The organism is Actinoplanes siamensis (genome assembly GCF_016862395.1).
Lineage (GTDB): Bacteria > Actinomycetota > Actinomycetes > Mycobacteriales > Micromonosporaceae > Actinoplanes > Actinoplanes siamensis.
In genome coordinates this window covers 12194-36111 of record NZ_BOMW01000004.1, presented here as the reverse complement: position 1 = coordinate 36111, position 23918 = coordinate 12194, and the positions used below count along the sequence as shown (strand labels likewise).

The window sequence follows — 23918 nt, the reverse complement described above, 5'->3', positions numbered from 1 at the left end:
GGATCGACGAGCCTCGCACCGAGTCACGACCGCGCCACGAGTGAGCCGGACCCGAACTTTTGCTGGTTGTGACAAAAGTTGATGAGTGTCGATGGGAAAGATGGACAGAGGCATTCAGAACTTTTAATGTCCCGTTAACAACGGCCCAGCTGTCCGCGGAACCGGGCCGATCGGCACGCGCGTTCATCGATCCGTAGGGCCTCGGGTGCGACAACGTCGTACACCGGAATGTCCCGATCAGGAAGGGACTGACTATGCGAGCTGCCGCCTTCGCGGCTCTCCTGGCCGCCGCACTCCTCGTGGCGCCCGCCCCGGCCACCGCGCACGACATCGATCCCAGCAACTTCCAGCAGGTGACGCTCGCCAAAGGGGAACCGGAGGTGGGCGAGCCGATGAGCCTCGCGGTGCTTCCGGACCGGTCGGTGCTGCACACCGCCCGCAACGGCACGCTGCGCCGTACCGACGCCGCCGGATTCACCACCGTGGTGGGCACGCTCCCGGTGTACAACCACGACGAGGAAGGACTGCAGGGGGTCGGCGTCGATCCGGGTTTCGCCGGCAACCGGTTCATCTACCTCTACTACGCGCCGCCGCTGAGCACCCCGGCCGGCGACTCGCCCGACACCGGCACCGACTTCTCCGCCTGGCAGGGCGTCAACCGGCTGTCCCGGTTCACGCTGACCGCGGACTGGAAGCTCAGCGCCGAGAAGACCATCCTGGACGTGCCCGCCTCCCGCGGCATCTGCTGCCACGTCGGCGGTGACATCGACTTCGACGCGGCGGGCAACCTCTACCTTTCCACCGGGGACGACAGCAACCCGTTCCAGTCCGACGGATACTCGCCGCTGGACGAGCGGGCCGACCGGAACCCCGCCTTCGACGCGCAGCGCACCGCCGGCAACACCAACGACCTGCGCGGGAAGATCCTGCGGATCAAGGTGAACGCGGACGGGTCGTACTCGGTGCCGGCCGGCAACCTGTTCGCGCCGGGCACCGCCGGGACCCGGGCGGAGATCTACGCGATGGGCTTCCGCAACCCGTTCCGGCTCAGCGTGGACAAGGCGACCGGCGTCGTCTACGTGGGCGACTACGGCCCCGACGCGGGCGCCGCCTCCGCGCGGGGACCGGGCGGCCAGGTCGAGTTCGACCGGATCACCGGGCCGGGCAACTTCGGCTGGCCGTACTGCACCGGCACCAACACCACCGCCGAGACGTACGCCGACTTCGACTTCGCGACCGGCACGACCGGCGCCAGGTTCGACTGTGCCGGCGGGCCGGTCAACAACTCTCCGCGCAACACCGGGCTGAGCAAGCTGCCGCCGGCCAAGGCCGCCTGGATCCGGTACGGCGGTGAGGCCGGCACCCCGCCGGAGTTCGGCGCCGGCGGCTCGGAATCGCCGATGGCCGGCCCGGTCTACCGCTACAACGCCGCCAACCCGTCGGCCACCAAGTTCCCGCAGGATCTGGACGGTCACTTCTTCGCCGCCGAGTTCGGCCGGGGCTGGATCAAGCCGATCCACCTGAACGCCGACGGGTCGATCAACGAGATCGCGAACTTCGCGTGGAACGGCAAGCAGGTCATGGACCTGGCGTTCGGCCCGGACGGCGCCCTCTACGTGCTCGACTACGGCACCGGGTACTTCAACGGCGACGCCAACTCGGCGCTCTACCGGTACGACTACGTGGGCGGCGGCAACAAGGCGCCGACCGCCGTCGCCTCGGCCGACCGGACGTCCGGGCAGGCCCCGCTGACAGTGAACTTCTCCTCGGCCGGCTCCTCCGACCCGGAGGGCGGCGCGCTCACCTACGCGTGGAACTTCGGTGACGGCGGCACGTCGGCCGCCGCGAACCCGGCGCACACGTACACCAGCAACGGAACCTACAACGTCACGCTCACCGTGACCGACCCGCAGGGCGCCACCGGCACCGGCGGCGTGCAGGTCGGGGTCGGCAACACCGCGCCGGCGGTCACCATCGACGCACCGGTCGACGGCCAGCTGGTCAGCTTCGGCGACACCGTGCCGTACCGCCTGAGCATCAGCGACCCGGAGGACGGGACGGTCACCTGCGCGCGGGCGAAGATGACCTACGTGCTGGGACACGACCAGCACGGGCATCAGATCACCTCGGCGAACGGCTGCACCGGCACGATCACCATCCCGGTCGACGGCGAGCACGACGCGGCGGCGAACATCTTCCCGATCTTCGACGCCGAGTACGCCGACAACGGCGGCCTGGTCACCCACGAGCAGCACATCCTGCAGCCGCGGCACCGGCAGGCCGAGCACTTCCGGACCTCGGCCGGCGTCACCGCCATCGACAAGCCGGAGGCTGAGGGCGGCAGGACGGTCGGCAACATCGACAACGGCGACTGGATCGCGTTCGACACGTACCACCTGGCGAACGCCAAGACCTTCAGCGCCCGGGTCTCCTCCGGCGGGGCCGGCGGCACCCTGCAGGTCCGCGCCGGCTCGGCGACGGGGACCGTGCTCGGCTCGGCGACCGTGCCGGTGACCGGAGCGTGGAACGTGTTCACCGACGTCAGCACCCCGATCACCAACCCGCCGGCCGGCACCACCACGCTGTACCTGACGTTCTCCGGCGGCGCCGGGGCGCTGTTCGACGTGGACGCGTTCACGTTCACCACCGGCGGCACCGGCCCGGTCCGCGGGTTCGCGAACAAGTGCCTGGACGTCGACAACGGCGGGACCGCCGACGGCACGAAGATCCAGCTCTGGACGTGCAACGGCTCGGGCGCGCAGACGTGGGCGATCACCGGGCAGGTCTGGCGCAACCCGCAGTCGGGCAAGTGCCTGGACGTGGCCGGCGGCGCCACCGCCAACGGCACGAAGGTGCAGCTGTACACGTGCAACGGCAGCGCCGCGCAGAACTGGGTCGTCCAGAGCGACCGGACGGTCCGCAACCCGCAGTCCGGGCGGTGCCTGGACGTCTCCGAGGTCAAGCCCGACGACGGCCAACAGATCCACATCTGGGACTGCCTGGCCGCCGCCAACCAACTCTGGACGTTGCCATGATCAGAAGAATCCTGCTCGGCGCGGTGCTGGCCACGGCCTTCCTCCCCGCGCCCGCGCCCGCGGCCGCGGCCGCCGACGCCCCCTACGACGTACTCGTCTTCTCGAAGACCGCGGGCTTCCGGCACGACTCGATCGCGGCCGGCATCCAGGCCGTCCGGGAGCTCGGCGCCGCCAACAGCTTCACGGTCACCGCCACCGAGAACGCCGCCGACTTCAACCCCACGAACCTTTCCCGGTACGAGGCCGTGGTGTTCCTGAACACCACGGGCGACGTGCTCGACGCCACCCAGCAGACGGCGTTCGAGTCGTACATCCGCGCCGGTGGCGGCTACCTCGGGGTGCACGCCGCCGCCGACACCGAGTACGACTGGCCGTTCTACGGCGACCTGGTCGGCGCCTGGTTCGCCTCGCACCCGGCGATCCAGCAGGCGAACGTCAAGGTCGAAGACCGCGCGCAGGCGGCCACCGCGCACCTGCCGCAGACCTGGCCGCGTACCGACGAGTGGTACAACTACCGCACCAATCCGCGCGACACGGCGCACGTGCTGGCCACCCTCGACGAGAGCTCCTACTCCGGCGGCGGGATGGGCGCGGACCACCCGCACGCGTGGTGCAAGACGCTCAGCGCGGGCCGGTCGTTCTACACCGGTGGCGGGCACACCGTCGAGTCGTACACCGATCCCGCCTTCCGGGCCCACCTGCTCGGCGGCATCCGTTACGCGGCCGGCCGGTCGCACGCCGACTGCCGCCCGGAGGCCGGCTACACCCCGCTGAGCACCGGCTGGTCGCAGGCCGGTCCGGGAGGTTTCACCAGCGCCGACAACACCCTTTCGTCGTACGGCGGCATGGGCCTCTACTGGTATTCGGCGAAGCAGTTCGTCAACTATTCGCTGAAGCTCGACTGGAAACTGGCAGGCGACGACAACTCCGGCGTCTTCATCGGTTTCCCGCCCTCCACCGACCCGTGGTCCGCGGTGAACAACGGCTACGAGATCCAGATCGACGCGACGGACACGCCCGACCGCACCACCGGCAGCGTCTACACGTTCCAGGGCGCCGACGCGGCGGCCCGGGACGCCGCGCTGAACCCGCCGGGGGAGTGGAACGCCTACGAGATCCGGGTCGAGGGCGAGCATCTGCAAATCTTCCTGAACGGGGTGAGGATCAACGACTTCACCAACCCCGATCCGGTACGGTCGCTGGCCGGCCACATCGGCATCCAGAACCACGGCGACGCCGACCACGTGTCGTTCCGCGACATCCGGATCAAGGAGCTCGGCGGCTCCACCGGCGGCACCGGCCCGGTCCGCGGGTTCGCGAACAAGTGCCTGGACGTCGACAACGGCGGGACCGCCGACGGCACGAAGATCCAGCTCTGGACGTGCAACGGCTCGGGCGCGCAGACGTGGGCGATCACCGGGCAGGTCTGGCGCAACCCGCAGTCGGGCAAGTGCCTGGACGTGGCCGGCGGCGCCACCGCCAACGGCACGAAGGTGCAGCTGTACACGTGCAACGGCAGCGCCGCGCAGAACTGGGTCGTCCAGAGCGACCGGACGGTCCGCAACCCGCAGTCCGGGCGGTGCCTGGACGTCTCCGAGGTCAAGCCCGACGACGGCCAGCAGATCCACATCTGGGACTGCCTGGCCGCCGCCAACCAACTCTGGACGCCACCGGCCTGATCCGACGGCGGGACCGGCTCTTGCGGGCCACCGGCGATCGCCGGCGGCCCGGTCCGGGCGGGGCCGTCACCGGGCCGGGCCGTCGCGGCGCGCCACGAGCGGGCGCCTACGCGAACCGGTCGGCGAGCGCGGTCAGCCTTGCGACATACGCCGGCCAGTCGTAGCCGTCGGTGACGTTGGTGTTCTCCGGATGCCAGCCGATCGCACCGTCGTGCTGCTCGCGCATGATGTCGGCCTGGCCCGCGTGACGGGCCAGGTCGCAGGTCACCCGGACGATGATGTGGTGCAGGGTCACGTCCGGGCGGTCCGGCCACCACGGCACGCGCCCCCGGGCGTCGAGCGGCAGCTGCTCGATCGTCTGGTCCGCGAAGGCCCCGACGCGACGGTAGAGGTCGATCAGCCCGTCCTTCGTCTCGTCCTCCCGCGCGTACCAGTCCGCCTGCGGGTCATCGTCATACGCCTCCAGAGGCACCAGCTCGTGCGGCGTCGGGAACGCACGCCCGAAGGTGGGCCCGAAGTAGCCGGCCTCGACGTTGAGGCAGTGCTTGAGGACGCCGAGCAGGTTGTTGCCGGTCGACGAGCGGGGCAGTCGCGCCTCGCGTTCGCTCAGCCCGTCGAGCTTCCAGATCAGGCCGTCGCGGGCCTCCTGGAGGTAGTGACGCAGCGCGGTCTTCGGATCGGTCAGGTCAGCCATGGCCGCCAGTCTGCCCGAGCGGCTTCACCCGGCGTGGCCCACCGGCTGTCACCGTCCCGGGGTCGTGGCGGATCGCCGCCGCTGTCCAGGGGCGTCGCGGATCCGGCCGGACGACGTGGGCCACATCTCGGCCGTCTGTGACGCCGGACCGGTGTCGAAACGCATCCGTTCGGGCATCCCGCGTCCATGACCCAGCTCCGCACGTCACCGCCACCTCCGGACGCCGAACTACTGCACCTGTGGGTTCTCGACACCAGCGCCGAGCTGCGCAGCCTGCGCGCGGCACTGCAGGCGGCGCTGGCCGAGCACAGCGACGCGCGCAGCGGGCCGCTCGACGACATTCCCGACCGGATGGTGCTGGTCGCCACGGAACTGGCCACCAACGCCATCCGGCACGGCCGCCCGCCGACCGAGGTGCGCCTGCTGCACACCGGTGAGCTCTTCGTCCTCGACGTCGCCGACCACGACCTCACCACGATCCCGGAGCTGGCCGACACCCGGCCGATCGACGCGGGCGGGCGGGGCCTGCTGCTGGCGCAGAGCTTCGCGGTCGAGGTCGGCTGGTACGCCACCGAACAGACCAAGCACATCTGGGCCACGTTCGGCGATCAAGCCCGGACGGACGCTCGGCCACAGCCCACCACCAGGTGAATCGTCTCTCCCCCGGCACCCGCTGACCTTTTTCAGACGCCGGATGTTACGGTCTGCCGCCGGGCCCGCGCTGCTCCGGCCGACGGCGGATCGGACGAACGGATCAGAGACGACCTCATGGCACTCCTGGACCGCGTGCGTGCCCGGCCCGACCTGCTCGCGGGGCTGCTCGCCGGCGTGCTGAGCCTGGCCTGGGGGCTGTGGCTGGCCCGTGACGCCGGCGACCTGGCCGCCCAGTACGCGTGGACCGCGTTCGTCCGCCAGCACCCCGGGTCGGCGTACAACCTCTCCTGGTACGGCGGCATCCACCCGGCCTCGTACAGCGTCCTCTCGCCGTACCTGATGGCCTGGCTCGGCGTGCGCACCACAGGCGTGCTGGCCTGCACCGGCACCGCGGTGCTGGCCGGCCTGGTGCTGATGCGTTCGGGCATCCCGCGGCCCCTGCTGCCGGCCCTGTGGCTGTCGGTGGCGGTCTGGGGCAACCTGGCCGCCGGCCGCGTCACGTACCTCCTCGGTCTGGTCTTCGCCTTGGCCGCGGCCCTCTGTCTGCTGACCGGAAACGGACAAAACCGTCCCCGGCCGGTGCTGGCGGCGGTCTTCGGCACCGTGGCCACCCTGTGCAGCCCGGTGGCCGGGCTGTTCATCGAGGTGCTGGCCGCGGCCCTGTTCCTGACCGGCCGGCGGCGCGACGCGGTCTGGCTGGCGGCCGGGCCGCCGGTGGTCATCGGCGTGACCTCGGTGCTGTTCCCGTTCTCCGGCGTGCAGCCGTTCCCGTGGTACGCCGCCCTGTTCACGGCCGCCGCCGCGGTGGCCGTCGCGGTGCTGACCCCGGCCACCTGGCGGACCGTGCGTGCCGGGGCCTGGGTGTACGCCGCCGGCGTCGTACTGTGCTGGATCCTGCCCACCCCGATCGGCAGCAACGTCGAACGGCTCGCCGTCCTGGTCAGCGCGGCCTTCCTGATCTGCGCCGCGGAACTTCGCAAGATCAAGAACCTCAGGACGATGGTGACGTACGGCGCGGCCACCGCCCTGGCCGCCTGGACGGTCATCCAGCCGCTCGCCGACTACGCCCGCACCTCGGCCGCGCCCGCCGTCGTCGCCGACGCCCAGCCGCTGATCGCCGAGCTCCAGCGCCTCAACTCCGGGCAGGGCCGGGTCGAGGTGGTACCGCTGCGCTCACACTGGGAGGCGGTCGGCCTCGCGCCGTACGTCAATCTCGCCCGTGGCTGGAACCGCCAGGCCGACGTCCACCGCAATCCGCTGTTCTACGACGGCACGCTGACCGCGCGGACCTACCGCGACTGGCTGCACGAGTGGAGCGTCGGATTCGTCGTGCTGCCCACCGCGGAACCGGACAACGCCGGCGTCGCCGAGGCGCAGATCATCACCGCCGGCCAGCCGTGGCTGCCACTCGTCTGGAGCGACGCCAACTGGCGGGTGTACCAGGTGGAGGGCTCCGACCCGCTCGCCTCGACCCCGGCGACGGTGACCTACGCCGGGCCGGCGGCGGTCACCGTCCACCTGCCCCGCCCGGGTTCGACGCTGCTGCGTATCGCCTGGTCGCCGTGGCTGGCCGTGACCGGGGCGACGCCGCGGGCCTGTCTGACCCGGAGCGGCTCCTGGACCGAGCTGGTGGCGCAGACCGCCGGCACGTTCACCATCGAGGCGAGGTACGCCCTGGACCGCGGCACCCCGTGCCCGACCCGCTCGTTGTCGTCCCGCTCGCGGCCGTGAGCCCCTGAGCGCGCGGCATCCGCCCCGCGTTCGCCTTCCCCCGGCCCCGACGGCGACGGCGGGTGCTCACCGGACAGCGTCCGGCCCGGCCGGCGCGACGCCATGGCGGGTGCCGCCGCCCGGTCAGGGCTGCCCCGTCCGCTTCCTTCCGGGAGCCCGCTTCCTTCCAGGGGTCGGCGAACGGAGAACTGGCGATGAAATATTTGTTTCCGCCGTTCGTCACCGATCCGTGAGCTGAGCAGGCACATTGGACTGTCACGGGGAGTGGCGGCGCCGGCCGGGCCGATGCGGCTCACATGGATTTCACCCGCCTGTCGCGATCGTTCACGGCGCACTGCCCAAGCGACGGGGAGGAACGCCGACAGTGGATCGTTTTCGAAAATGGGGCTGGGGCCTCGGCATCGCGACAGTCAGCGCGGTGAGCGCCTTCGGGCTGGCGTCGTGGCAGGCGAACGCCGCGCCGGGCACGCCGCCGCCGGCGCCCGGCGTGGCGGCCGAGCAGCCGCGGGTCTCGCACCCGAGCCCCGTCCCCGAGCCCGCCAGCGGAACCGGCAGCGACCCGCTGACCGGCACCGAGGTGGACCGCGCCCGCGCGGCCGCGCTCACCCCGGAACTGGCCGCGGGCGCCAAGGACGTGAACGGCAAGCCGGGCCCGGAGTACCTGGCCGCCGAGTTGGACGCCGACGGCACCGGCCGGCAGGCGGAGCTGTACTACTACGACTACGCCAGCGAGAAGCTGTTCAAGCAGGTCGTCGACCTGACCACGGGCAAGCTGGCCAAGTCGTTCTCGGCCGCCGGCATGCAGCCGCCGGCGTCCGCGCAGGAGGCCAAGGCCGCCCTCGACCTGCTGGTCGCCGACCCGCTGGGCGCGGACTTCAAGGCGGCCTACCGCAAGGCGACCGGACAGGACCTCAGCGGTACGGCGGGACTCGTCCCCACCGCGCACATCTACACGTCCAAGCCCGCCGACCGGGGCGCCACCCAGTGCGGCAAGAGCCGCTGCGTCCAGCTGATCGTGAAGACCGCCGACGGTCACTTCATCAACGTCACAGACATCGTCGTCGATCTGTCCGGGCGCCAGGTCGCCCGCCTCAAGTGAGCGGAGAACCCAGCAGCATGAGGTACCGAAAGACCGCCGGAGCCGTCGCCCTGCTGACGTCGGCCGCGCTGAGCCTGACCGTGCCCGCCGCCGCCCAGGCCGCCCCGGAGGCCACGCCCTGCGGCGCCTCGGCGATGGTCAAGGAGACGCTGCCCAACGGTACGACCTGGCAGTTGTGCTGGCGCATCAACGACAAGGCCGGTCTGGTGCTGGACCACGTCTACGTCGCCACGAAGCGCTATCCCGAGCCGGTGCAGGTGCTCGACTCGATCCGGATGGCGCAGCTCAACGTGCCGTACGACAACGGCGACACCGAGTACGACGACCTCACGGCGATCGGGCTCGGCGGCTACGGCCTGGAGACGCTGACCGGCGACGACTGCAAGGGCGGCTCGATCCGGGTCGGCTCCGACGGCGGCAGCGACCCGCAGCAGCGCGACGTGCTCTGCGTCAGCGCCGAGCCGCGCGGCCTCGCCTACCGGCTGCACGACTACCAGTGGGACGACGAGTCCGAGGAGCCGACCGAGAAGGTCTACTCTCAGCAGGGACACGACCTGGTCCTGCGTACGGTCAGCAAGCTCGGTTGGTACGAGTACGTCACCGAGTACCGGCTGCACGACGACGGCCAGATCTCGGCCCGGCTCGGCGCCACCGGCGACCTGGCCCCGAGCGAGTACTCCACCAGCGACAACGGCTGGCCGATCGGCAACGGCGCGGCCAAGGACTACGCGACCATGCACTACCACAACGCGTTCTGGCGGGTCGACTTCAACATCGCCGGCAAGGGCGGCGAGAAGGTCGAGCAGTACGACACCACGACCACCGGCCGGGGCAGCATGACCGCGGCCCTGACCACCACGCACAAGACGATCGCCAGCGAGGGCTCGTTCTCCAAGGTGAACCAGCGCTTCTGGCGGGTGGTCAGCCCGACCAGCAAGAACGCCGACGGCCACGCACGCTCCTACGAGCTGGCGCCCGGCGCGAGCGACAAGTACGAGGGGCACCCGGAGACCAAGCCGGACGTCACGTTCAGCCAGAAGAACCTGTGCGAGAAGTGGGCCAGCGACAACGCCGCCGACCCCGAGTGCCCGCTGGACACCAGGACGGTCGTCGACTTCGTCAAGAACAAGGAGAAGCTGACCGACCCGGTGATGTGGGTCCGGGTCGGCTTCCACCACGTGCCGCGCGACGAGGACCAGAGCCCGATGCCGATGCACTGGCAGGGCTTCGACCTGGTGCCGCGGGACTTCACCGAGATGAACCCGCTCACCCCGGCCGGTCGCGAGGGCGCGAACGGCAACCAGAGCGGCGAGGAGACGCGGGGCTGACCCCGTAGCGCCGGCCCGGTCGTGACGGACCGGGCCGGCCCGTTGCCCGTTCGTTTCCGGAGGAGACCTCTCGTGATCGTCCGCCGCCTCGCGGCCGTGCTCGTCCTGGCCCTCGCCGCCGTGACCGTCTTCCTGCTGCACACCGGCGACCGCGGGGCGCCGCCGGCGCCGGCCGCCGCGCCGGCAACGGCCCGGCCGTCCGGGATCGACGTCCACTACGCCCGGATGATGGTCGAACACCACGAACAGGCGGTCCGGATGAGTCGCACGCTGATCGCCAAGGGCGGCGTCCCGGAGCGGATCCGGCTGATCGCCGAGTTCGTCATCCACGACCAGCAACGCGAGATCGACCAGACCAACGCCTGGCTGGCCGCCTGGAACGAGCCGCCGCCCGGCCCGGCCGGCGACGGGGCCGCCCACGGCATGCTCTCCGCGGGCCAGCTGGCCGAACTGGACCGGGCCGACCGGCGGACGGCGCCCGCCGTCTTCCTGCGCCTGATGATCGAGCACCACCGGGGCGCTGTCGACATGTCCCGTTCCCTGCTGGACGGCCCGGCCGGCAACGCCTACATCCACAGCCTGGCCAGGCACGTCGTCAACGAACAGACCTCGGAGAACGACGCGATGGCCGCGCTGCTGAACGCCTGAGCCGCCGAGCCCGGCTGGTCGTGATGCCGCCGTGCGGACGCGCCGCCCGCCGGTGGGGCGAAAGACTGTCGGCGCCCCGCCCTCTCGCGGGAGGATGTCGGTACCCGGCACGCCCACGACGGGAAAGGAGCATGGTCCATGACGCAGCGCAGAGCCTTGCTGGCGCGACTGAGCGGCGCCGACGCGCCGGCCGCGGTGATCCTCATCCGCTTCTACGTGGGGGCGGTCTTCCTCTTCGAGGGCATCCAGAAGTTCCTCTACCCGGACCGGCTCGGCACCGGCCGCTTCGACAAGGCGGGCATCCCGGCGCCAGACCTGTTCGCGCCGCTCGACGGCGTCTTCGAGATCGTGTGCGGCCTGCTGATCCTGGCTGGACTGCTCACCCGGCTCGCCGCGGTCCCGATGATCGTGAACATGATCGGCGCGCTGCTGATCACCAAGCTGCCGATCCTGTGGGGTGCCGCCCCGCTGTTCGGCGACGCATCCGGCTGGTGGGACTTCGTCCACGAATCCCGTACCGACCTGGCCCAGTTGTGCGGCAGCCTGTTCCTGCTGATCGTCGGTGCCGGCACGTGGTCACTGGACGCCCGGCTGCACCGCGCTGTCGCCTCCGGAGCCGCGGATCGCTGAGCGGTCCCGCGTGCTGCCGGCGCCGAGCCACCCCGGCAGCGCCGCGAGCCGGTGTCAGCCCAGGTGCGCGGCGTCCATGGCGGACTGCGGCGACTGCAGGTGACCGGCGCTGGTGACGGTGGCGATGGTTTCGGCCGGGCTCCGCGGGGCATCCACGCTCGCTGGCTGTCCGAGACGGAAAGGGGGCCGGGATGCCGCAGTGGCTGCAAGCCGGCGGATGGGGGCTGCTCGCCGGCTCGGCGCTGCTGGTCGGCGCGGCCGTCGGGTACCTGGTGCGGGTGCCGCGGCGGGTGGTGGCGTCGGTGATGGCGTTCGGCGCCGGGGTGCTGCTGTCGGCTGTCGCGTTCGAACTGGTCGACGAGGCCAACCAGCGCGGCGGCCTGCGGCCCACCATTCTCGGCGCGGCCGCCGGCGCGATCGTCTACACCGGCTGCAACGTGCTGCTGGCCCGGCGCGGCGCCCGGCACCGCAAGCGCTCCGGCGCCCAGCAGCCGTCCGAGACGGAACAGTCCGGTTCGGGTACGGCCATCGCCCTGGGCGCGCTGCTCGACGGCGTCCCGGAGTCGATAGTGATCGGCGCGAGCCTGCTCGGCGGCGGTTCCGTCGGCGTGGTCACGGTGGCCGCGGTGTTCATCAGCAACGTGCCGGAGGGCCTGTCCAGCGCGGCCGGCATGCGCACCGCCGGCCGCGGCAAGGGGTTCGTCTTCGGCCTGTGGACCGCCATCGCGGTGATCAGCGGTCTGGCCGCCGTCGCCGGGTACACCCTGTTGGGCGACGCGCCGGCCACGGTGCTGGCCGGCATCACGGCGCTGGCCGCCGGCGCGATCCTGTCCATGGTCGCCGACACCATGATCCCGGAGGCGTTCGAGGACGCGCACCTGCTCATCGGGCTGGTCACGGTGGCCGGGTTCCTGGTCGCGTTCAGCCTGTCCCAAGCGGGCGCCTGACGGCACGGCCGAGCGGACTCCTCGTCGGTCTTCGCCGGGCGACCGCGAGCCGCGCCGCGGCTCGCGGTCGCCCGCGGCCGGTCAGCGGAGGCGGCGGCGGTCACCCAGCATGTCGTCGAGGGGCGGACCCGCCGATGCTACGGACGTCAGGCTCGCCGGCACGCCCGCCCAGCGGCGCAGCGCGGCCGTCGCCTGGGCGGCGTCCTCCGGGCTCAACCGGGCGATGTTCGCGCCGTGGTTGGCACCGGGCGCGACGTACAGGGCGGAGTCGCGCTTGCTGGGCGTGAACCGCTCGGCGCTCCACGGATCGTTCTGGCCGTAGACGAAGAGCATGCGCTCCGCGGCGGTACGCACCCAGAAGTCGACGTCGAGCATGGGCAGCGGGTTGTGCGCCCGGCGCAGCTCGGCCGGCAGCGACGAGTTCGCGGTGTACAGGTCCGGGTAGTGGCGGAGCCCGCGCAGGTGCTCGAAGCGCAGGCTCGGCCAGCCGAGCTGGCTCGCGGCCTGGTAGTAGTACGGGAAGTACGGCTCCAGGCCCTGGTCGGTGTAGAAGCTCCAGCCGGCCACGGTGTCGATCCAGCCGTACAGCTCGTCGTCGGTCGCGGTGCCCGCGGGCACCGCCGCGCAGTCGGCGGCCGTGCTGTACTGCCAGAACGCCCACACCGAGTCGAGCACGGTCATCTCGAACGAGCGGTCGGCGCTGCCGATGCTGCGGCTGAACGTCCAGCCGTTCGCGGCGGCGTCCGCCTCCAGGTGAGCGACCAGGCGGTCGCGGCGGCGCAGCGCCTCGCGCTGGACCTCGTCCAGGGCGGTGCGGCAGGACTGCGTACCGACCGCGTCGAAGAATGTGTCGTAGGCCGCGTCGGCCGGGTTGATCACGTCGTCCGGCGCGACGTAGGCCACCACCCCGTCGACGTCGCCGGGGTAGAACCGCCTGTGGTAAACCGAGGTCATGCCGCCCTTGCTGGCGCCGGTCTGGATCCAGCGGCCGGAGTAGACGCCTTTGAGCGCGGTGACGATCCGGTGCTCGTCCGTCGCCTCCTGCCAGATGTCCAGATCCGACCAGTCCGCCGGGGCGGGGCGCGACGGGGTGAAGAACCGGTGCTCCACCGACACCTGGTTGCCGTTGAGCAGTGACGTCGGCTCGGTCTGGGTGGCGCGCGGGCTGGCGGCCAGACCGTACCCGTTGGTGTAGAGCACGGTGGGGGCGGTGTTCGACCGGTGCAGCAGGGTCAGGCGCTGGTCGAAGCCGCCGGCCCCGGGGTGGCGGTGGTCGGCGGGCTGGCGGTAGGTCAGCACGAAGAACCGGTACCCGGTGCCCTGGGTCTCGGAGACGACGGAGAGTCCGGGGACGGCCCTCAGCTGGTCGAGCAGGGGGTCGTCCGCGGCGTGCGCGACGGTGGCCGGGGACAGGGCCACGAGGAGCGAGGTGGCGATAGCCAGGAGTCGATACTTCACGGGGCTCACCATATCGACCGGCGGCTATCGTCAGTTTCGCTGGCAGTGAACGCCGGAAGATCCTCCGACCCGCCCTGGTTGAGCCGACCGTACTCAACTCCTCGGAGGTACCGGTGACGAGCAAACGACTCCCCGTGTTGTTCCTCGACGACATCGTCCTGCTCCCGGGCATGGTCGTGCCGGTCGAGCTGGACGAGAAGGCCCAGGCCGCGGTCGACGCCGCGCGCACCTCGGCCGGATCCGAACTGCTGATCGCCCCCCGGCTCGAAGACCGCTACGCGTCGTACGGCGTGGTGGCGACCGTCCAGCAGGTCGGGAAAATCCGCGGCGGCTCACCCGCGGCGGTGCTGCGGACCGGCGTACGCGCCCGGATCGGCAGCGGCGTGACCGGCCCGGGCGCCGCGCTCTGGGTCGAGGCCGAGCCCGTCCCGGCCGGCGTCGCCGGCGCGCACGCCCGCGAACTGGCCGCCGAATACAAGAAGCTGGTCGTCTCGGTCCTGCAGCGCCGCGAGGCGTGGCAGGTCATCGACTCGGTCAGCGCCATCGACGACCCCGGCGACCTGGCCGACACCGCCGGCTGGGCCCCCTACCTGTCCAACGACCGCAAACGCGAGCTGCTGGAGACCCCGGACATCGAGGCCCGGCTGCGGCTGCTCATCGACTGGACCCGGGACTTCCTGGCCGAGTCCGAGGTCAACGACAAGATCGAGACCGATGTACGGGAGTCGGTCGAGAGGCGCAACCGGGAATACCTGCTGCGCGAGCAGCTCAAGGCGATCCGCAAGGAACTCGGCGACGGTGAGGCGGACGGCACCGACGACTACCGCGCCCGGGTCGAGGCGGCCGGCCTACCCGACGCGGTCCGCGAGGCGGCGCTGCGCGAGGTGGACAAACTGGAGCGGGCCGGCGACCAGAACCCCGAGGCCGGCTGGATCCGCACCTGGCTCGACACCGTGCTCGACCTGCCGTGGACCGTGCGCACCACCGACAACACCGACCTCGGCGCGGCCCGCGCGGTGCTCGACGCCGACCACCACGGCCTCGACGAGGTGAAGGAACGCATCGTCGAATACCTCGGCGTCCGCGCCCGCCGCGAGTCCCGCGGCCTGGAGGTGGTCGGCGGCCGCGGCTCCGGCGCGGTGATCCTGCTGGCCGGCCCGCCCGGCGTCGGCAAGACCTCGCTCGGCGAGTCGGTCGCGCGCACCCTCGGCCGCAAGTTCGTCCGGGTCGCCCTGGGCGGGGTGCGCGACGAGGCGGAGATCCGCGGGCACCGGCGGACGTACGTCGGCGCGCTCCCCGGCCGCATCGTGCGGGCCGTCCGCGAGGCCGGCTCGATGAACCCGGTCGTGCTGCTCGACGAGGTCGACAAGGTGGGCAGCGACTACCGCGGCGACCCGGCGGCGGCTCTGCTCGAGGTGCTCGACCCGGCGCAGAACCACACCTTCCGCGACCACTATCTCGATCTCGACCTCGACCTGTCCGACGTGCTGTTCATCGCCACCGCGAACACCCTGGAGACGATTCCGCAGGCGCTGTTCGACCGGATGGAGCTGATCGCGATCGACGGCTACACCGAGAACGACAAGGTCGCCATCGCCCGCGACTTCCTCGTGCCGCGCCAGCTGGAACGGGCGGCGCTGTCGCCCGGCGAGGTGACGGTCACCGAGGCGGCGCTGCGCGAGATCGCCGCGAACTACACCCGCGAGGCGGGGGTACGTTCGTTCGAGCGCCTGCTCGCGAAGGCGTTCCGCAAGGCCGCCCTGGGCGAGCTGCCCGCCACGGTGGACGCCGCCGACCTGAAGGACCTGATCGGACGTCCCCGCTTCACCCCGGAGTCGGCCGAGCGCACCGCCGTCCCGGGCGTGGCCACCGGCCTCGCCGTGACCGGGATGGGCGGCGACGTCCTCTACATCGAGGCGTCGCTGCTGCCCGGCGACAAGGGTGGCCTGTCGGTGACCGGCCAGCTCGGCGACGTGATGAAGGAGTCCGCGCAGATCGCGCTCTCCTACGTGCGGGCGCACGCCGGCGAGCTCGGCATCTCGCCGGAACAGCTGGACCACCCGATCCACCTGCACGTGCCCGCGGGCGCGGTGCCCAAGGACGGGCCGTCGGCGGGCGTCACGATGACCACCGCGCTGGTGTCGCTGCTGCTCGGCCGCAACGTGCGCGCCGAGGTCGGGATGACCGGCGAGGTCTCACTGACCGGGCGGGTGCTGCCGATCGGCGGGGTGAAGCAGAAGCTGCTCGCCGCCCAGCGGGCCGGCCTCACCGAGGTCTACCTGCCGCAGCGCAACGAGCCCGACCTCGACGACGTGCCGGCCGACGTGCTCGCGGCGCTGACCGTGCACCTCGTCTCGGACGTGCGCGACATCCTGCGCACCGTGCTCGACGAGGTGGCGGCGGGCACGGTCGCCGCCGCCTGACCGGCCGGTCCCGCCCTGCCCCGCGTCCTCCGGGATGACCCGGTCGAACAGGGGCGGGGCGCGACCGGTCCGGGGCCGGCGCGTAGCCGGAGTCCGGGACGCGCGGACCGTGTCAGCCGGCGGCCATCCGGATCAGGGCGTTGCCGCCGAGCATGAGCAGGTCGGCGCCGGCGACGAAGGCCATGCTGCGTCGCATGCACCGGGCGCTCACCTCCGGATCGGCGCCGGTGATGCCCCGCCAGGCCAGCGTCAGCGCGGCCAGGACCAGCGGAATCCCGGGGACGAGCAGCAGGCCGACCGACTGCGGGGTGTTGCCGCGAGCCACCAGCATGCTCAGCATCACCGCCGGGACGACGCCGAACAGCACCACGGCGATCCCGCCGTACCACCGCAGTGTCCGCACCACGTCCGTCATGTCCGCCCACCCCTTCGACCGGCAGATCCTATCCGCGCCGCCGGCGGTGCCCGGGGCCGGCCGGCGGCCCCGGGCGTCTCGGGTCAGTCGGTCACGGTGCCGTCGATCGTGCCGACCGGGATCTGGTCGCCGAAGTCCGGCGGGAACACGAAAGCCTGGAAGCGTACGTGTTCGAAGCCTTCCGCCACGCCGTCGCTCACGGTCGGCACCTCGATCGTCGCCGACGTGGTGCCCGGCTCGATCACCGTGAACAGTTGCAGGCCGGTGCCGGACAGCGGGCGCGAGGGGGTGGGCTCCTCGCCGGAGAACGCGCTGAACCACTCCGGGTCGACGTCCGTGGAGGACAGTTCCGGCGAGCTTGCCGGCGCCTGCGGCACCAGGAGCAGGTAGAGGGAGTCGCCGGCGGCCTCCGAGAGGGTCGCCGTCCAGGTGAGCGACGTCCCCTCGGCCGCCGAGGCGGAGTCGGGGGTGAACGTGATCGTGGGCATCGGCTCGTCCTCCGTCGCGTACACGCCGCCGGTGTAGTCGCCCACCACCGCGTTGCGGAGCGCCTTCGCGGTCAGCGCGTACGCCTTGTCCCCGCCGTAGGTGTCGTCGCCCACCACCGTGATCGGCACGGTCAGCCGGGTGCTGCCCGGCTTGATCGCGGCCACCCAGGACTTCGTCTCGTACGTCGCCGGGTCGGTCAGGAACAGCCGGACGTGGGCGGTCAGCCGGCCGTACGCCGTGACCGGAACGCGGTACGTGCGCGTGCCCGAGTCGCCCTCGTCAACGGTCACACCGCCCACGTCCACCCGGTCGAGCGCGGCCGGTCGCGGCGCGGGTGTGCCCGGCCGCCAGCCCCAGGCGTCGATCAGCCAGGCGGGCCCACCGGTGTGCGGGGTGACGTCCAGCCGCGCCACCGCCCGGATGTCGCGCGGCAACGGGAGGCGGACCTCCTGAGCCCAGTACGACGCCGTCCACCCGGTGCCGGGCACCCCGGTGACCGTCGCCGTGCCCAGCGTGGTGCGCCGCCCGCGGTCGTCGGTGACCGCGACGCCGAACGAGGTGGCCGGCGCGTTCGGCGGCACGACCAACCGCAGCGCGAGCGCCCGCGCCCCGGCCACCGGCATCGCCTTCGCGGGTCGCAGCGTGGCGGTCGCCGTGCCACCGAAGGCCACCGCGTACCTGCCGGGTTCGGGCACCGAGAACGGCACGAAGTGCGGCGATCCGCCGGACGTGGGGTCACCGCTCAGGCAGGCGCTCTCCGGGTCGTCCGGAGCCTCTTCACAGACACGGCCGTCGCGTACGCTGGTGGACCGGTCCGGAACGATCACCGGGCTGCGGTTCCCGCCGACCGCGTGGCTCAGCACCCGGGCCGGCCCGGCCGACGGCGCGCGCACGCCGGAGCCGTCCAGCAGCGGGCGCGCCCGGTCGTCACCGCCGACGAACAGGCGTGCCGCGGCCGCGATGTAGGTCGCCCCGACGGTCTGCTCCTGCGCCGGGGTGAGCCGGGCCGGCGCCACGCCGGGCGTGCACAACGGGTCCGGCTCGTCGCTGAAGAAGTCGTCGACGGCCGGGCCGGCGGCCTGCCCCGGCGTCCACTCGGTGTTGAAGTAGTTGTGGTTGGCGCCGACCACGTACAACGCGCTGTGCAGCGCCCGGCCGGAGCCGAGGCCGCGGGTGGCGTCCACGTACATCTGGCCCTGCAGGTCGGCGACGTCGCCGTCGCAGCCGGGCAGGATCGTCGCCGACGGCACGTCGGGGTGCGGGTTCTGGCCGAACGCGGTGGGCCCGATCAGCAGCAGCCCACGGATCGTCCAGCGCACCGCGCCGTGGTAGTCGTCCTGCGCGGCCGGGGGCGGGGTGAGGCTGTCCAGCGCGGCCCGGCTGACGCCCTCGCCGCCGCGGGAGTGCCCCATCAGCAGGACCTGGGACAGGTCGGCCCGCGGTGCCGACCGCACCACTGCCGGCGCGCTGCCGCGGCCGCTGCCGGACCAGTCGGCCCAGTGCGCCAGGTGCATCCGGACCAGCGAGGAGCGGGCCTGGGCGCCGAGGTCGGGAACGTCGTTGTCCTGCGCGTTGATGCCGTTCGCCGAGATCGACACGGTGACGTAGCCCTGCGACGCCAGCAGTTCCTGCGCCTGCAGATAACCCCGATGACTGGGTACGGCCCGGGCGCCGGCCGCGCACGGCCAGTCCAGCGTGATCGAGTTCAGGTCGTCTCCGGAGTAGCAGGTCCAGTGCCGGCCGTGCAGGAACAGCGCCAGCGGCCGGCGGCCCGGCGCGTTCACCGGCGCGACCACCACGGCCTGCATCTCGACCGGGGCCGGGTACTCCTTGAGCTGCACGCTGGGCAGCGTGTACTCGCCGCTCGTGGTCCGGTAGGGGCCCTTGACGCCGGGGTCCACCGGGTTGGGTGGCAGCGCCGGCGTGGCCGGCGGGGGAGTCGCCGCGCGCCGCCGGGCGGGCCGCGGCGCCGCCGCGTCGACCCGCTTGCCGCCGATCCGGACCCGCAGATCGGCCAGCTTGCCCGGGCGGCTCCCGGGCAGCACGAACGTACGCAGGTCCGGGGCGCCCTCGGCCCGGCCCAGCAGCCGGTCCCCGGACCAGAACTCGACGGCCGCGTCGCCGGGCGGGATCGGCCGGTCGCTGGTCCAGGTCAGCGTCTTGTGGTCCACGGACCAGCCGGGTGGCGGCGCGCTCGCCGAGGGAGCCGGCGGATCCGCCCAGGCGGGCGCCGGCGCCCCCGGCAACAGTGCGCTCGCCGCGACCGCGGCAACCATGATTCGTCGCATCCCGCCGTTCTAGTAGGCGGGTGCAAATGAATCGATGTCGTCGCCGGTCAGGCGGCTCCGGTCGCGGCCACCGTGAGGATCTCGGTGACCACCTGGTCGGCGGCGCCGGGCCGGCCCTGGTCCGCGGCGGCGCGGGCCAGCGCGGTGCGCCGGCCGGGGTCGGCGAGCAGGCCGGCGACGGCGTCGCGGAGCCGTTCCGGGGTGGCCTCGTCGCCGTCGAGCATCAGGGCCGCGCCGTGCTGGGCGAGGTGACGGGCGGTGATGCGCTGTTCGTCACCGGCGGCGTACGGGTAGGGGATCAGCACGCAGGCCTTGCCGAGGGCGGTCAGCTCGGCGACCGTGCCGGCCCCGCTGCGGGCCACCACGACCGCGGCCGCGGCGAGCAGATCGGGCAGCTCGTCGTGGATGAAGTCGACCACGTGGTACCGGTTGGCGAGGTGGGCGGGCAGGCCGCGGGCCACCTCGTGCATCTCGGTGAGGCTGAGGCCGCCGCACTGGTGCACGATCTGGCAGTACGGCAGCAGGTCGGGCAGCGCGCCGGCGAGCATCCGGTTGACCTGCTGTGCTCCGGACGCCCCGCCGGTGACCAGGACGAGCGGTACGGCCGGGTCCAGCCCGTACGCCGCAAGGCCTTTGCCGGGGTCGCCGGAAAGGACGGCCGGGCGGATCGGATTGCCGGTGACCACCGCCCGGCTGCGGGCCCCGGCCGGCAGGTGATCGAGCGAGGCCTCGTGGCTGAGCAGGATGCGGGTGGCCACGCGGGCCAGGATCCGGTTGGCCAGCCCGAGGCTCAGGGTCTGCTCGTGCAGCAGGTAGGGCACCCGGAACAGCCAGGCGGCCAGCCCGATCGGGACGGAGACGAATCCGCCGGTGCTGAGCACCACCGAGGGCCGGTTGCGGGCGACGGTGAACGCGGCCTGCAGGATGCCGAGCGGGATGCGGAACGCGTCGACGAGGTTGCGGGCGATGTCGCGGGGACTGGTCGAGCGGCGCAGCTTGCCGGTGATGATGGCCTTGAACGGGATGCCGTTGCGGGCGGCGATCTTGGCTTCCAGGCCGGTGGCGACGCCGACCCAGAGCAGCTCGGGCGCGGTGCCGGTCTCGGCGAGCCGGGCCTGCAGGGCGTTGACGGTGGTGAGGGCCGGGTAGGTGTGCCCGCCGGTGCCGCCACCGGTGACGATCATACGGAGCGCCTTGAGGCGCTGGGTGCTGTAGAGGGACATGTGCAGCCATTCCGGGGATCGCGTTGCCGAACGGGGGTCGAGGCAGTGTAACGACGCAACGATTTCCGGCAGTCAGATTAACTATTAAGAGTGTTTACCTTGCGGGCCCGGTCATCGATACCTGAGGATGAACGCCAGCGGCGCCGCCCCTCCGCCCCCGTCCTCCCCGAGGTGTCCCCCGTGGCTCGAAAACTGCTCAAGCCCGCCCTTGTGGCGACAATCGCCCTGCTCACCGTGGTCGCCACCGGCCTTGTGGCGCGGACCGCCGAGGCGTCCGCCGCCACCGGCTTCAAGGTGCTCGCCTTCTACAACGGCACCTGGGACGCGGCGCACATCGACTTCGACAAGGAGGCCCGGGACTGGTTCCCGAAGGCCGCCGCCCAGAACGGCTTCACCTGGGAGGCCACCACCGACTGGAGCCGGCTGAGCGCCACCGGCCTGGCCGGCGTCCAGGTCGTCATGTTCCTGGACGACGCGCCGCCGGCCGAACGCCGCGCCGCGTTCCAGCAGTACATGCAGAACGGCGGCGGCTTCCTCGGCTTCCACGTGAGCGCGTTCACCACCGACGCGAACGCGTGGAGCTGGTACTACAACACCTTCCTCGGCTCCGGCAACTTCGTCTCCAACACCTGGGGACCGACCGCCGAGACGCTGCGGATCGACGACCGCACCCACCCGTCCACAGCCGGCCTGCCGGCCACCATCCCGTCGTCGGTCAGCGAGTGGTACTCGTGGAGCAAGGACCTGCGGCAGAACCCGGACATCGACATCCTGGCCTCGCTCGACCCGTCCACCTTCCCGGTCGGCACCGACCCGAACCAGCAGTGGCGCAGCGGTTTCTACCCGATCGCCTGGACCAACAAGAACTACAGGATGTTGTACGCGAACTTCGGGCACAACGGCATGAACTACGACACCAACACCCGGACCTCGTCGACGTTCGCCAGCGCCCAGCAGAACCAGTGGCTGATCCAGGGCATCAAGTGGCTGGGCGGCCAGAGCACCACCACGCCGCCGCCCACGGACACCATCGACCCGGCCACGTGGTACTCGGTGGTCAACAGGAACAGCGCCAAGTGCGTCGACGCCAAGTCGGCCGGAACCGTCAACGGCACCGCCATCCAGCAGTACGCCTGCAACGGCTCCACCGCACAGCAGTACCAGTTCGCCACCACCGGCGGCGGTTACGTGCGCATCAACAACCGCGGCAACGCCACGCAGGCGCTCGACGTGACAGACGTCTCCACCGCCGACAACGCCAAGATCCAGACCTGGACGTACGGCGGTGGCGCCAACCAGCAGTGGCAGCCGGTCGCCGAGGGCGGCGGCTACTACCACTTCGTCAACCGCAACAGCGGCAAGTGCCTGGACGTCCCGGCCGCCGCCCTGTCCGACGGCGTCCAGCTGGTCCAGTACACCTGCAACGGCACCGCGGCGCAGAGCTTCCGCCTGCAGTGACGCGCCCGGCGGCCCGGGACCCCACCGTCCCGGGCCGCCTCCCGCGACGCCGCCGGGCGTTCACCCGGCCCTCACCCGGACGCGGCGCGAGTCCTACGGTGCTGACCACCGGTGAAGGGCGTCCATCGAAAGGCGCGACGGCCCGGCATCGGACGGCGCTCGCCGCCGGCGGCATCCGGCGCACCGTCCAGCTCGGCCACCGTCGAAGTGCACGATCACCAGGCACGCCAGGAGTCGGTCAGCTCCGCCCGGTCGAGGCCGCGCCGGGCGGCGAGGGCGGCGACATCCACGCCGGCGGCTGTCAGCACGGCGTCGACGTACTCGGCGAGCTCTTCGCGCTCCCCGGTCTCGATGGCGCCATGGCGCTCATCGGCGGCGTTCAACCCCAGCACAACTCGTTCCACGGCGGCCCAGAGCGCTTCGTCCGCCGCCGGGTCCAGCCCCGCGACGTCCTGTTCGTACGCGTCCAGGGCGGCGTCGACGGCCGCCGTGAAGTCCGCCGGCCACAGTTCGGCGGCGTACGCCTCAGCCGGGTCCAGATCTCCGGCGGCCACGGCCGCCGCCTGGGCCGCCACCTTACCTTGCCAGCGCCGCGTCGGCCTCTCCATCATGGCCGTCAGCGTAGATCGTGCTCCACCGCCCGTGAGGCCCACGCCGGTGTCGAGCGTTGGCGGGACGGTGGCCCGAGCCTCGGGGGAGGCAGCAGGACGGCGGCACACCGGGCGCACGCCCCGCACCGTGATCGTAGGCATCCGGTGTGGGGCTGCCAAAGCTCGGAAGCATGGCCATGATGGTCGGATGCGAATCGCCGTCCTTGCCGATATACATGGAAATCTACCGGCGCTCGAGGCTGTCCTGGACGAGGTCGATCAGATCGGCGTGGATCGGATCGTCCTGCTGGGGGACATCGCCGGGGGACCGATGCCAGCGCAAACCCTTGATCGGCTCGTCTCGTTGGGAGACAAAGCGGTGTGGGTCCACGGCAACGGGGAGCGGGAACTGGTCGCAGGCTTCGACGGTGAGGCCGTCACCGGCCCCGCAGCCGAAGTCGTGGCAGGGTGCCTGCCGATGCTCGAGCAGCGGCACCGCGCTCTGCTGGCGGATCTGCCGATGACCGTCAGCATCGACGTCGACGGCCTGGGGCCGACGCTGTTCTGCCATGCGACGCCGCGCCGCGACGACGAGTTCATCCTGGTCGATTCCCCGATCCAGCGATGGGAACAGGTGTTGCGCGGCGTTACCGAGCGGACGGTGATCTGCGGGCACACGCACATGCCGTTCGACCGCCTGGTCAATCGGCGACGGGTCGTCAATCCGGGCAGCGTCGGGATGGCGTACGGCCCGCGAGGCGCCTACTGGGCGTTGCTGGGTCCCACCGTCGAGCTCCGGCGAACGGCGTACGACCTCCAAGCCGCTGCCGAGCGCATTGCTGGCAGCGGATACCCGAACGCGGCCGCCTGGGCCGAGGAGTATGTCGTGAACCCGTACGACGACGTGGCGGCGTTAGAGGCGTTCACCGCGATCGTCGCCGAGGAGGTCGCCGCACCGCTGGTGGCGGACTGACCGCACGTGTTCGCGGCGGCGCCGGCGGCGGCCTCGGCGGCCGGTGACGCGCCGTTCGCCGGGCAAGCGCGGCGGCGACTATCCGGTCACCGCCGGCGGTGCAGGCCCGGCGGATCTCCGGCAAGCGGAACTCGACCGACAAGCTTCGCGTAGCGC

General features: G+C 72.0%; 18 protein-coding genes. 12 read left to right on the top strand and 6 right to left on the bottom strand.

The features are described from left to right. Positions 1–254: 254 nt before the first annotated feature. Together Asi03nite_RS01045 and Asi03nite_RS01040 are read left to right on the top strand one after the other, a co-directional pair. On the top strand, positions 255–3035 hold the full coding sequence (locus Asi03nite_RS01045; protein WP_203676294.1) for a PQQ-dependent sugar dehydrogenase: 2781 nt from the start codon (positions 255–257) through the stop codon (positions 3033–3035). Beyond that, entirely contained in the window at positions 3032–4714 is a 1683-nt protein-coding gene (locus Asi03nite_RS01040) for a ThuA domain-containing protein (RefSeq protein ID WP_203676287.1), read from the top strand. Before Asi03nite_RS01045 ends, Asi03nite_RS01040 begins: the two co-directional genes overlap by 4 nt. A 106-nt stretch (positions 4715–4820) precedes the next feature. Here the strand turns inward: Asi03nite_RS01040 and Asi03nite_RS01035 are convergent, their stop codons facing one another. Continuing rightward, positions 4821–5408, bottom strand: a complete 588-nt coding sequence (locus Asi03nite_RS01035; RefSeq protein WP_203676285.1) for a DinB family protein — start codon at positions 5406–5408, stop codon at positions 4821–4823. 186 nt (positions 5409–5594) lie between these two features. Between Asi03nite_RS01035 and Asi03nite_RS01030 the strand changes: the two genes are divergently transcribed. The 7 genes from Asi03nite_RS01030 (at position 5595) to Asi03nite_RS01000 (ending at position 12445) form a co-directional block, all read left to right on the top strand. Next, positions 5595–6059, top strand: coding sequence for an ATP-binding protein (locus Asi03nite_RS01030; protein WP_203676284.1), 465 nt, complete (start codon positions 5595–5597; stop codon positions 6057–6059). A 117-nt stretch (positions 6060–6176) separates the two neighbouring features. Continuing rightward, positions 6177–7793 carry a DUF8823 domain-containing protein gene (locus Asi03nite_RS01025; RefSeq protein ID WP_203676283.1) on the top strand — a complete coding sequence of 539 codons (1617 nt, stop codon included), beginning with the start codon at positions 6177–6179 and terminating at the stop codon, positions 7791–7793. 364 nt (positions 7794–8157) lie between these two features. Beyond that, positions 8158–8892, top strand: coding sequence for a hypothetical protein (locus Asi03nite_RS01020; protein ID WP_203676282.1), 735 nt, complete (start codon positions 8158–8160; stop codon positions 8890–8892). A 17-nt stretch (positions 8893–8909) separates the two neighbouring features. Beyond that, entirely contained in the window at positions 8910–10220 is a 1311-nt protein-coding gene (locus tag Asi03nite_RS01015; protein ID WP_239102259.1) for a copper amine oxidase, read from the top strand. Positions 10221–10292: 72 nt separating this feature from the next. After that, positions 10293–10868, top strand: coding sequence for a DUF305 domain-containing protein (locus Asi03nite_RS01010; RefSeq protein WP_203676281.1), 576 nt, complete (start codon positions 10293–10295; stop codon positions 10866–10868). Positions 10869–11006: 138 nt separating this feature from the next. Next, the gene (locus Asi03nite_RS01005) at positions 11007–11498 is read left to right on the top strand and encodes a DoxX family protein (RefSeq protein WP_203676280.1); all 492 of its coding nucleotides are present in this window, start codon (positions 11007–11009) and stop codon (positions 11496–11498) included. 191 nt (positions 11499–11689) lie between these two features. Beyond that, positions 11690–12445, top strand: a complete 756-nt coding sequence (locus Asi03nite_RS01000) for a ZIP family metal transporter (RefSeq protein WP_203676278.1) — start codon at positions 11690–11692, stop codon at positions 12443–12445. A gap of 81 nt (positions 12446–12526) precedes the next feature. On the opposite strand, the gene Asi03nite_RS00995 is transcribed toward Asi03nite_RS01000, so the two are convergent. Further along, complete coding sequence (locus Asi03nite_RS00995; RefSeq protein WP_203676277.1) at positions 12527–13903, bottom strand: S28 family serine protease; 1377 nt, start codon at positions 13901–13903, stop codon at positions 12527–12529. 113 nt (positions 13904–14016) lie between these two features. Between Asi03nite_RS00995 and lon the strand changes: the two genes are divergently transcribed. Further along, positions 14017–16326 carry an endopeptidase La gene (lon, locus tag Asi03nite_RS00990; RefSeq protein ID WP_275409292.1) on the top strand — a complete coding sequence of 770 codons (2310 nt, stop codon included), beginning with the start codon at positions 14017–14019 and terminating at the stop codon, positions 16324–16326. A 112-nt stretch (positions 16327–16438) separates the two neighbouring features. Here lon and Asi03nite_RS00985 read toward each other — a convergent pair whose 3' ends face one another. The 3 genes from Asi03nite_RS00985 to Asi03nite_RS00975 form a co-directional block, all read right to left on the bottom strand. Continuing rightward, a complete protein-coding gene (locus Asi03nite_RS00985; protein WP_203676276.1) occupies positions 16439–16741 on the bottom strand; it encodes a hypothetical protein in 303 nt (100 codons plus the stop codon). Positions 16742–16824: 83 nt separating this feature from the next. Further along, complete coding sequence (locus Asi03nite_RS00980; RefSeq protein WP_203676275.1) at positions 16825–19518, bottom strand: hypothetical protein; 2694 nt, start codon at positions 19516–19518, stop codon at positions 16825–16827. A gap of 47 nt (positions 19519–19565) precedes the next feature. Then, positions 19566–20741: a UDP-N-acetylglucosamine--N-acetylmuramyl-(pentapeptide) pyrophosphoryl-undecaprenol N-acetylglucosamine transferase gene (locus Asi03nite_RS00975; RefSeq protein ID WP_203676274.1), complete on the bottom strand. Its 1176-nt coding sequence runs from the start codon at positions 20739–20741 to the stop codon at positions 19566–19568. A 180-nt stretch (positions 20742–20921) separates the two neighbouring features. Here Asi03nite_RS00975 and Asi03nite_RS00970 point away from each other — a divergent pair, with 180 nt between their 5' ends. Next, positions 20922–22199, top strand: coding sequence for a ThuA domain-containing protein (locus Asi03nite_RS00970; RefSeq protein WP_239102258.1), 1278 nt, complete (start codon positions 20922–20924; stop codon positions 22197–22199). Between the two features lie 215 nt (positions 22200–22414). On the opposite strand, the gene Asi03nite_RS00965 is transcribed toward Asi03nite_RS00970, so the two are convergent. Beyond that, positions 22415–22810, bottom strand: coding sequence for a hypothetical protein (locus tag Asi03nite_RS00965; protein WP_203676273.1), 396 nt, complete (start codon positions 22808–22810; stop codon positions 22415–22417). 187 nt (positions 22811–22997) lie between these two features. On the opposite strand from Asi03nite_RS00965, the gene Asi03nite_RS00960 reads away from it, so the two are divergent. After that, the gene (locus Asi03nite_RS00960; protein WP_203676272.1) at positions 22998–23762 is read left to right on the top strand and encodes a metallophosphoesterase family protein; all 765 of its coding nucleotides are present in this window, start codon (positions 22998–23000) and stop codon (positions 23760–23762) included. Positions 23763–23918: the final 156 nt, after the last annotated feature.

Excerpts from the sequence above, each read along its gene's own strand:
- Asi03nite_RS01045 (WP_203676294.1), top strand. The coding sequence starts at position 255 with ATGCGAGCTGCCGCCTTCGCGGCTCTCCTGGCCGCCGCACTCCTCGTG.
- Asi03nite_RS01040 (WP_203676287.1), top strand. The coding sequence starts at position 3,032 with ATGATCAGAAGAATCCTGCTCGGCGCGGTGCTGGCCACGGCCTTCCTC.
- Asi03nite_RS01035 (WP_203676285.1), bottom strand. The coding sequence starts at position 5,408 with ATGGCTGACCTGACCGATCCGAAGACCGCGCTGCGTCACTACCTCCAG.
- Asi03nite_RS01030 (WP_203676284.1), top strand. The coding sequence starts at position 5,595 with ATGACCCAGCTCCGCACGTCACCGCCACCTCCGGACGCCGAACTACTG.
- Asi03nite_RS01025 (WP_203676283.1), top strand. The coding sequence starts at position 6,177 with ATGGCACTCCTGGACCGCGTGCGTGCCCGGCCCGACCTGCTCGCGGGG.
- Asi03nite_RS01015 (WP_239102259.1), top strand. The coding sequence starts at position 8,910 with ATGAGGTACCGAAAGACCGCCGGAGCCGTCGCCCTGCTGACGTCGGCC.
- Asi03nite_RS01005 (WP_203676280.1), top strand. The coding sequence starts at position 11,007 with ATGACGCAGCGCAGAGCCTTGCTGGCGCGACTGAGCGGCGCCGACGCG.
- Asi03nite_RS01000 (WP_203676278.1), top strand. The coding sequence starts at position 11,690 with ATGCCGCAGTGGCTGCAAGCCGGCGGATGGGGGCTGCTCGCCGGCTCG.
- Asi03nite_RS00985 (WP_203676276.1), bottom strand. The coding sequence starts at position 16,741 with ATGACGGACGTGGTGCGGACACTGCGGTGGTACGGCGGGATCGCCGTG.
- Asi03nite_RS00980 (WP_203676275.1), bottom strand. The coding sequence starts at position 19,518 with ATGCGACGAATCATGGTTGCCGCGGTCGCGGCGAGCGCACTGTTGCCG.
- Asi03nite_RS00975 (WP_203676274.1), bottom strand. The coding sequence starts at position 20,741 with ATGTCCCTCTACAGCACCCAGCGCCTCAAGGCGCTCCGTATGATCGTC.
- Asi03nite_RS00965 (WP_203676273.1), bottom strand. The coding sequence starts at position 22,810 with ATGATGGAGAGGCCGACGCGGCGCTGGCAAGGTAAGGTGGCGGCCCAG.
- Asi03nite_RS00960 (WP_203676272.1), top strand. The coding sequence starts at position 22,998 with ATGCGAATCGCCGTCCTTGCCGATATACATGGAAATCTACCGGCGCTC.